11 protein-coding genes are annotated in these 9,217 nt (G+C 36.3%); 2 read left to right on the top strand and 9 right to left on the bottom strand.

The annotated features are described in order from the left end of the window. Positions 1-70: 70 nt before the first annotated feature. From IV81_RS08900 to IV81_RS08890, 3 genes are all read right to left on the bottom strand, one after another. On the bottom strand, positions 71-541 hold the full coding sequence (locus IV81_RS08900; protein ID WP_057804339.1) for a hypothetical protein: 471 nt from the start codon (positions 539-541) through the stop codon (positions 71-73). Positions 542-566: 25 nt separating this feature from the next. Then, on the bottom strand, positions 567-1,847 hold the full coding sequence (locus tag IV81_RS08895) for a LysM peptidoglycan-binding domain-containing protein (RefSeq protein WP_057804334.1): 1,281 nt from the start codon (positions 1,845-1,847) through the stop codon (positions 567-569). Between the two features lie 222 nt (positions 1,848-2,069). Further along, on the bottom strand, positions 2,070-2,672 hold the full coding sequence (locus IV81_RS08890; protein WP_057804332.1) for a cadmium resistance transporter: 603 nt from the start codon (positions 2,670-2,672) through the stop codon (positions 2,070-2,072). 64 nt (positions 2,673-2,736) lie between these two features. On the opposite strand from IV81_RS08890, the gene IV81_RS08885 reads away from it, so the two are divergent. Further along, positions 2,737-3,069: an ArsR/SmtB family transcription factor gene (locus IV81_RS08885; protein WP_057804330.1), complete on the top strand. Its 333-nt coding sequence runs from the start codon at positions 2,737-2,739 to the stop codon at positions 3,067-3,069. Positions 3,070-3,198: 129 nt separating this feature from the next. Here the strand turns inward: IV81_RS08885 and IV81_RS08880 are convergent, their stop codons facing one another. Then, positions 3,199-3,537 carry a hypothetical protein gene (locus tag IV81_RS08880; RefSeq protein WP_057804328.1) on the bottom strand — a complete coding sequence of 113 codons (339 nt, stop codon included), beginning with the start codon at positions 3,535-3,537 and terminating at the stop codon, positions 3,199-3,201. Between the two features lie 271 nt (positions 3,538-3,808). After that, positions 3,809-4,114, bottom strand: a complete 306-nt coding sequence (locus IV81_RS08875; protein WP_057804326.1) for a bacteriocin immunity protein — start codon at positions 4,112-4,114, stop codon at positions 3,809-3,811. Between the two features lie 368 nt (positions 4,115-4,482). Here IV81_RS08875 and IV81_RS08870 point away from each other — a divergent pair, with 368 nt between their 5' ends. Continuing rightward, positions 4,483-5,241, top strand: coding sequence for a response regulator transcription factor (locus IV81_RS08870; RefSeq protein WP_057804324.1), 759 nt, complete (start codon positions 4,483-4,485; stop codon positions 5,239-5,241). 59 nt (positions 5,242-5,300) lie between these two features. Here IV81_RS08870 and IV81_RS08865 read toward each other — a convergent pair whose 3' ends face one another. From IV81_RS08865 to IV81_RS09570, 4 genes are all read right to left on the bottom strand, one after another. Next, positions 5,301-7,211 carry an endonuclease MutS2 gene (locus IV81_RS08865; RefSeq protein ID WP_201780925.1) on the bottom strand — a complete coding sequence of 637 codons (1,911 nt, stop codon included), beginning with the start codon at positions 7,209-7,211 and terminating at the stop codon, positions 5,301-5,303. 265 nt (positions 7,212-7,476) lie between these two features. Next, positions 7,477-8,025: an NADPH-dependent FMN reductase gene (locus IV81_RS08860; RefSeq protein ID WP_057804322.1), complete on the bottom strand. Its 549-nt coding sequence runs from the start codon at positions 8,023-8,025 to the stop codon at positions 7,477-7,479. Positions 8,026-8,148: 123 nt separating this feature from the next. Then, the gene (locus tag IV81_RS08855; protein ID WP_057804320.1) at positions 8,149-8,430 is read right to left on the bottom strand and encodes a hypothetical protein; all 282 of its coding nucleotides are present in this window, start codon (positions 8,428-8,430) and stop codon (positions 8,149-8,151) included. A gap of 176 nt (positions 8,431-8,606) precedes the next feature. After that, positions 8,607-9,217 (bottom strand): CPBP family intramembrane glutamic endopeptidase (locus IV81_RS09570; protein ID WP_236696862.1); only part of this gene is annotated, 611 nt, incomplete at its 5' end.

Genomic DNA, 9,217 nt, shown 5'->3' with positions numbered 1-9,217 from the left:
CATCACACCAATTGACGGACAGCCTTTAATACTTGATTGAAATTAACTCAATCTATATGATTATTTAGTTTTAACTAATCTTTTCGAAAACTGTCTTACTCTTAACCTGTCCTTGACCAGCTTTGGCAATTTGGTACGTAAAGCCGTGCGCTGTAAATTTACTGTTTGTGGCTAAGATTCCGTTATATTGCCATTGGGAAACCTTCCCGTCGCTCGTTTCTTCGGCCAGTGTCAATGTTCCACCTTCGGCTTTATAATTCCAAGATGCTTGTTTTGATTGAGCCTTGTATTCTTTATCGAATGCTGCTTGACTCTTTCCAGCATTCATTGCTGTATTTTTATCAGAATTAACTACCACCTGGCTTCCACTTTTGGCGAAAGTAACATAGAGTGATTTATCTTTTGAAGCACTCTGATAAAGATACGTGTTCCCTGGGACCTTTTTGGCCACTGAATGGCTCATGTTCCAATATACTCCACCGCCAATAGCTACGATGACTAGTACGATTATTCCTAAAATTGTCCATCTTTTTTTATTCATTGGTCCAATCATTCTCCTCGACTAATTATTCTTCACTATCTGTTTCGGTGGCGCTATTTGTATTAGCTTGATCATTACTATTCTCGTCTGAACTAGCATTTTCAGTTGATGAACTATCCTGATCCTCCGCAGTATCTTGATCAGATTCGGATTCGCTGCTTGATTCATCGTCATTTGTATCTTCAGAACTTGATTCAGAATCACTTTCTTCATCTGACGAACTGCTATCGGAATCTTCGGAGTTCGAATCTGAGTCTTGATCGGAATCATTTTCGGTTGTTAAAGTAACATTGAACTTAAAGTCGTCGCCGTCCGCTGTAATTGTTAATTCAACTTCATCAGCTTTTTCAATGTCACCAGCTTTATCGTCTTCTTTTAGTTGTTTGACAATTTTATCGGCTAACGCCTTTGCATTCTTTTCTGTGAACTTATCGCTACCAGTTGATACACTTTGATCACTGCTATAAACATCCTTCGTTTCTGAACTAGAACTTGAATCTTCGTCAGTATTAACTTCTTCTGAACTAGATTCTTCTTCCGAACCACTATTAGCATCGTCCTTTGCCGTGAAGTCGATGTTTAATTTGTCGCTATCGAGATCTAATCCATCGCTCACTTCGTCTTTAACTGCATCGGAAAATTCACTTTCGTCCATTTCGCTAGTTTCGGAAGCTGCCTTTTTATCGTTTGATTTTGCTGTCTTATCATCTGACTTTGAATCGGCTGCTTTTGAACTCTTGGTATCATTAGCGACAAAGTCCGAGTTTGGATCATCTTTCGTACCATCACTACTTGATGAGTGGCTAGATGAACTTGACTCCTTTTCAACTGGTGAGACGTTGATGTTAACCGTCGTTTGGCTATTATCAATAAAGTTATTAATCGTTACCTTTGTTTTGGCCACAAACACGCCTGCACCATAATAGTGCCAGCTAGTTGGCACTTCACCGTCACGATTTAAGATCAGAATATCACCAGCGTAAATCAAATCAATATTTTGGATATGGTTGTCATACGCTAATTTTGCGACAGAAATTCCGGTCGCCGAAGAAATCCCAGATAAAGTATCTCCCCATTGAATAACATATTTATCGCCGTGCAGATTGTTTGTGTCAATATGTTGCGAGCTAATATTATTACTAATTTCTTGCGTGGTATTAGCCACCCAATTAGTAATATCCGCACGTTCCGCGTTTGTTTGGTTAGTATAAAAACTATCCGCCATTGCAGTTACCGTTTGTACTGATAATGGTGCAAACAATAATGCACTCGCTAACGCTGCACCGGCGATTCTTTTCTTATTCATAAAAATGTCCTCCGTTGTAATGATAAGTTTACCAATCCTCTACACTTCTCATGGTAATCTTTTTGTTTCAAATACTCAACGGTTTGAACGATAAATATACGCTAAAATTCTAATAAATGGCCAAATTAAAACTCCTAACGGCAGATTATTAGTCCGACATTAGGAGTTTACTTTATTTGTTACAATTTTAGTTTTCAAAATCTTCTTTTAATCGAAAAAAGATTATATTTGAATGAAATGTTGGATGGTTCCACTTTCTAGTAGAATATAACCGCCCAGTCCGATATAAACGATCGCCGTTACTAATCCGCCCCAGCGGTCAAAGATTTTAGCAACCAGTGGTAGTTTCACTAGTAGATATCCAATGAGCGCAAAAATTGTTAGCATTACCGCAAATGTAAATAGTACCGTAATGATGCTTGAAACGTTCATTTGGGTGAACAAGGGCACGTAAATTCCGATGTTGTCGGCACCACATGTAGCAATTGTAATAAAGGCAACGTTCAAAATAACGCCTCGTTTGTTTGTAATTTGTCGTTCGATTACGTCACCGTCATCCGATTGGCCGGCAATTAGCAATTTGATTCCCATTCCGACCGGGATCAATCCTAGTAATCCGAGCATCCATCCGCTTGGAACGGCCTTTAGGACAAATGCAACTATTAAACTTGCTGCCACTAACACAATAGTTCCTAGAATGTCCCCTAGGTATACTAGAATACGATTATTTTTACTTACAGTCGCAAAAATAACCATCAAAACGATCAAATAGTCTATACTAGTTGATATATAAGCGGTTATACCGGTTACGATATCTGTTAACATAAGATTTTCCTCCTGCCATCTTTAATACTTATATGATAACATATTCATATGAAAGGAAGTTAATATGAACTCTAAAAATATTAAATTAATTGATCAAAAAATGCTCTTAGAAACTCAAAAAATTCTCAGTCTATTAAAAAATCCCGTTCGTTTACAAATTCTGCATATCTTATCGCAGAAAAGTTTACGCGTTTCAGATATTGTCGAGCTCTTGAATTTAGATCAATCTTTAATTTCGCATCACCTTTCTGAACTTCGAAAATATCAGTTAGTTTCGGCCAAGCGTGACGGAAAGTCAATCTATTACGAACTAGATGATCCCCATATTTTAGACATTGTTAACGAAACACTTGAACATGCCAACCATGTTTTACACGGAAAAAAACACGATGAATAGGTAGTTAATCTTGCATATTTCAGCTTTAGCATTGAAACACAACTCCAAAGATAAGAAAGGAGCTGGAAGCAAATTATTTGCTCCAACTCCTATTACCCTTATTTTAATCAGACCATCATTAGCCTTAACTCACCGTACTATTGCGCTCTCCCACAATTGAATAACCTTACTATCATCGATCTTACCGAAAGATCCTTTGGAGCATGAAAAGTCATACAGTTGCTGTAGAACTAGCGTTTGTCTAGGATTCAACATCATATTATGAGTCATACAAAGCATACTTACCTTTTGGAATGTTTCTAAAGCTATCGATTTCGGTGCCGTCGATCTCTTCGCCACTCGAACAAGCGCCTTATCTAAAATTAAAGAAATATCGCCAACCCCTTGACCATCGCCATTTTTATAGATAAATGCTAACTTCAGTGAATTCAATAAGTCCGTCGCTTTACGGTATTCACTCATCTTCATAACTTTCCCTCATTCCCTCTTTAGTTTGTGAAATAAGTTCGATTTCACACGCATATTATGAACCTAGTTTGGCCGAATACTTTATTTTTTCTATAAACGTACATTTTGGTCGAATAAACGTTAATTGGTCTATACTTTTTAACACATAATTACCCGATTAAACACTATCAATTTAGTATCTGATTCTTTAATCGCATTGAACAAGTTCACTGACTTCCGAAAATGGCAGATTCCTCATTCGTTACATTTTTCATAAACTTCACTTAACTTATTAACTTTTAGATCGTCGACTAGCTTCAAGCACGTACGATGATGTCATTACTTCACGGCTCTTAATTTTTTCCTCAATTCTTGAAAACAATACCTTAAGTGCGTTTGGAGCTTTAAAGTGATGTAGTACCAAATAGCAGGAAATGGCGTTACTAAGTTTGACACTAACCATTCTAGGTCCGATTCCTCTTTGCAAATCTTTCATGAAACCCTCTAAAAGTTCTATCAGTTTAGGATCTTTTTGAACTTCAAAATCCAAGGTTGCGTTTTGAATTAGTTGAAATAGCTCTGTCTGCTTTTTATTCATTCTTTTTCCCCCTCTTTAATTATAGTAAAAACCTTTCAAAAATTAGATTTCCCATTTAAACGTTAACTTTTTCATGATTAACGTTATATTTTTCAACAAACTGTTTATATGAGAATCATTAACGTTTATAATATTTACTTGAATTATCATAATTGGTATATCTAATGGCTATCAACTATTTTCGCTTGATTTTACAGTCACCTAACATTGAGGTCAAAAATTCCTAATCAGGAGTCGTACCAGCTTGGGCCACCCAAATCGGTATAAATTCCTAGTTGTAAACATCAAATGTTTAATGCTTGGTCACCAATAAACCTAATTTTTAAAACTCTTTTCAAGCTTTTATTTATTATTTGGAGGAAAGTTAGATGTTCCCTGTATTTATTTTGGAAGGCAACGAAAACGCTCGAGCCAACTATTTGAAAACCGTTGAAAATACAATCATGATTAATGAAATTAAAATGAAAACTGTCTGTGCAACGGGTTCACTCGATTTATTTCGTGCTCACTTAAAAGACACTAACCAAGGTTTGTTTTTTATCGATATGGAAATTGAGGGTGATGTCCAATCTGGGTTGCAAATTGCATCAGAAATTAGGCGTTTGATTCCAATGGCCAAAATAGTATTCATTACTTCTCATGCCGAACTCGCTTTTTTAACCTTGGAACACAAAATTGCGCCTTTAGACTACATCCTAAAAAGACCAAATCCTCTTGAACTAAAAAATCAAATTATCGATGACATTTTACTAACCTATCATCAGTTGCAACTGACCAAGTATCAGCGTCCCGATATATTTAATTACAGCATTGGCAACTACTTTTTTTCGATTCCAATGCAAGAGGTCATGTATCTGTACACGTCTAAATCAACTCCTGGTCACGTTCATCTAGTGATGGCCAACAGCCGGCAAGACGAATTCCCAGGCAACCTAAGCGCGATTGAGAAACATTATCCCATGCTTTTTCGTAGTGATCGTAGTTTTCTAATTAATCTAGACAACATTACTCAGTACGATCAAAAAAAGCATTTAATCATCTTTAGCAATAAAAGTACCGCCGAAATTTCGTTTAGAAAATCTCGGGAGCTTTCTAAAATACTAAAAAAGCGTTCAACCATGCTTTAAATCAAAAAAATCAGTAAACAAATCTCATGCGGATTTGTTTACTGATTTTTATTCCTTAGTTAAAAATTACCTTTTTTGTTGCGCCGTTCTCTGGCAGATTGATCTAATTTTTTTTGTGCGATTTTAGATCCTCGCTCTAAATCTCTAATTTCCTTTCGCTCGTGAAAGTCACTAAATAACTGATCTAAGTCATAACCATTTGGATACAACTCCGTTGCAGAATTAACTAACTTAATTCGTCGGCGAATAATACTTTGAATATTTCGATCAACGTAAACTTGAACCCTACTTTGACCATCATCTTCAAATACTAATCCCGTCTTTCCATTAAATGTTAACTGGACTCGATCACCCTTTTGATATTGAACTTCATTTGAAGTTAATTTATCATTCTCAAGTCCCTCTTGATGACTAAAAATCGTTTTCTTGTTTGCATAGTTTTTAGTATCAATATATTTAGAGGCCGTTTGAATTAAAGCCTTTGACATTTTCATCTTCCTTGCAATCCACAGTGCCTGACTGTCACCCGATTGGCCGATTTGAAGCTGATATTTGGGTGTTAATGTCTTTTGATCGAATTTCATCAAGGCTGGCATAAAGTCTTCGTGTTGTTTAGCAAAATTCTTTATTTCACCATAATGCGTGGTTGCAACAAGTAGGCCACCTTTTTGATATAAACTTTCCATGATCGCAATCGCCAGCCCAGCTCCCTCATTAGGCTCTGTTCCGCTTCCAATCTCATCTAACAAAATAAGGGTATTTCGATTAACTTTTCTTAGAATTGAAGCTATATTTTGCATATGACCAGAAAATGTACTTAATGCATTATCCAAATTTTGTTGGTCACCCATATCGACAAAAATATCGTCAAAAACGGCTAACTCGCTTTCGCTATCTGCTGGAATCTGCAATCCAAACATCATCATCAAAGTCAGTAATCCTACAGTTTTTAACACGACCGTCTTTCCACCCGCGTTCGCCCCGGTGATTACTAATCCCCGATAATCTTTTCCTAAATTGAAGTTCAGCGGAACGGCCTTTTTCCCTAAAAATGGATGTCGCCCCTTAATGATATTAATTTGCTCATCTTTGTTGACTCGCGGCGTGATGCCGTCGTATTCACGCCCATACTTAGCTCTAGCAAAAATAAGATCCATCATTGTAATTGCATCAATACTATTTTTTATACTTACCGCTTGTTCGCTCAAAGAACCCGTTAGTTCAGCCAATACTTGATACTCTTCAGCTTCAATTTGATATTTTAAATTTTCAATTTGTTCATTTAGGCGATTGACCATTTGGGGCTCTACGAAAACCGTTTGGCCATTTCGCGACTGATCAATAACAGCACCATCAATCTTATTTTTAAATGAAGACTTGATTGGAACTGTTAAGCGTCCCTCTTTTTGAACGATCAATCGCTCTTGGATCATTGTTTGATTACTGGAGTTTCGTAAAAACTTTTGCAATTTAACTTCAATTTCAGCTTCAACTTCTTTTAATTTTTGGCGAAAGCGGCGTAGCTTTTTAGAAGCAGAATCAGCAACCTGGTTCTTTTGAATTTTTTCGTAAATGTTATCCTCAACAGTCAGAAAATTTGGCAACGCCTGTCCGTATTTAGACAACAACGGCGCTTGAAATTTATTTTTTTCAAAAAAATTCTGAATCATTCGATTGCTTCTTAAAAAATCAGCAAACTCAATCAATTCATCTGGCGCTAGTATGATACCTTTTTCAACTTGTATCATCAGCCGGTTAATTTGAATCAGACCCATAAATGGAACGTGCTGCCCACTATCAACAATCAATCGTGCTTCGCTCGTTTCTTGCTGTCTTACTTTCACAATGTCGATTGAAGTCGCAATCTTCATCTGCCTTAACCGTTCTTTTGTATGTTCTCCAATCACGCGTTTGCTAATATCGTTAATGATTCGGTCAAATTGTAATTTTTGTAAAGTTTCTTGATTCACTATCTCTTTTTCCTTCCAAGAGATACCCACCTGAATAAAATCTAAAGGAACATAAAAAAGCGATCGTCATACGACTATCGCTCAAAATTAATATCTCATATTAATCGATAGGTATCACTTAATAAGCACACCAAATAAACCATCGTTCATTTGGATATTCAACTTACAATTAGATACTTACCGCGCTCATAAAAACCCCTTATTTATCTCTAGATCTTATTCACGACTACTATATCAAAAAGCGTTTAATATAGTCAATCACCATCTAGTCAACAAAACGATTTAAGAACTTAAGATACGCATTTAAAATGATTTCGAAAAAGCCGGTTGTTGGTTCGTCAAAATGGTTACCATCCATGTGTTGCGGAATGTTACCAATATACGCTTCTGGTTGCTGAAGGGTTGGCATATCCACAAATGTTAACGATTGACGAAGATGATGATTTGCGCCAAATCCACCAATTGCACCTGGAGACGCTGTTACAACTACAGCTGGCTTGCCACCCCAAACATTTTGTCCCATTGGTCTTGAGCCGACATCAATTGCATTTTTAATTGCAGCTGGAACCGAACGATTATACTCAGGAGTGAAGAACATCACTCCGTCAACTGTTTTAGCAGTATCACGTAGTCTTTGCCATGCAGCTGGCACATCATCGTGATCCAAATCTTCGTTGTATAATGGTAAATCACCGATCTCAATCCAAACTACTTCGTACCCATCCGGCAAAAGCCCTTCAAATGTCTCTGCAATAATTTTATTGAATGAATCTTTACGTAAACTTCCGACGATAATTCCAATCTTTTTAGCCATAAAATACCTCCCAGGAATAAACACCATTTTGTACATTTCATATACAGTATAGAAAATTAGGACAATAAAAGGTAATAATTTGCACTAATGGTGTTACTTCACTGTTCACTCTGGTATACATCATTAAATTCGTAGCGAATGCATCGCAATTGTATTAATGATATCTATTTCATCACGTTTTAAATTTGTATGGTCTATCACGTAATCGATGATTTTTTCTGGTGCTAGTTTCGAATTAAACCGGTACCCCGTTTCACCATACGCTCGTAAATACACGCCAATTTCTTTAAGCGTTTTTTCTAAATCTGCACGATCGAATTGTTTCGCCTTAACGTTAAAAATGTAGTCTAGACCTAACTTTTCTCTTTTGGGACTGAATATTTCGAAATACTTTTTGATTGCCATACTTTCGCCTCCGCGCTTCTGCCATAAAAACCTTTTGACAGTATTATAGTCCATTTTGTCCTCAGCATATGTAACTAAAGTTCACGTGAATTATCCCTACACAAAAGTCTCCCGATACTGAAATTAACTTCAATATTGAAGGAGACTTTTAATATACTTTTTAAATCATCGGCACTCTAAATTAAGCCAATAATATTATTGATTGCATGAATTATAATACTGTATCGGAGTTTACCGGTGGTTGCGTATAACAGCGAAAGAATTATACCGGCTAAAAAGTACGGAATTGTCGTAAGTTCAAACGCCGGATTATGCGCCAATGCAAATAAACTACTGGATAGTAAAACTCCCATAATAAGAGTTGACTGTTTCTCCAAACTTTTAAAAAACATTCCAAAAAACATTTTTCTAAAAAGTAATTCTTCGAAAATCGGCGCCGCAAGTCCCAAGCTAATAAACGCCGTCCATGGCGCATTCATTTGAATATTATTTAATCTGGCTTGATTAGCACTCACCTTGCTCAATTTCATTGAAATAAATACACTGGAAATGTATATCAAAATTAAAAATGTAAATACCCAGATTCGATGTCGCTGTAACCATTGATTTACGACTACTTTACTATCATTTTTTTTGAAATAACTTTTTAAAATGACTCCATAAACTACTAAGCAGATACAGCCTACTATTATTAGAAAAATTTGATTTTTTAAAGTTACACCATGATGGACTTGGCTTGGCCATATAAATGGAACTATAGCTATGACCTGTACCCCAGAAGTTAAAG

Origin of the sequence: Pediococcus stilesii, from assembly GCF_001437075.1 — a bacterium.
In the GTDB taxonomy this organism is placed as follows: Bacteria; Bacillota; Bacilli; order Lactobacillales; family Lactobacillaceae; genus Pediococcus; species Pediococcus stilesii.
This window is presented reverse-complemented; position numbering and strand designations above follow the sequence as displayed.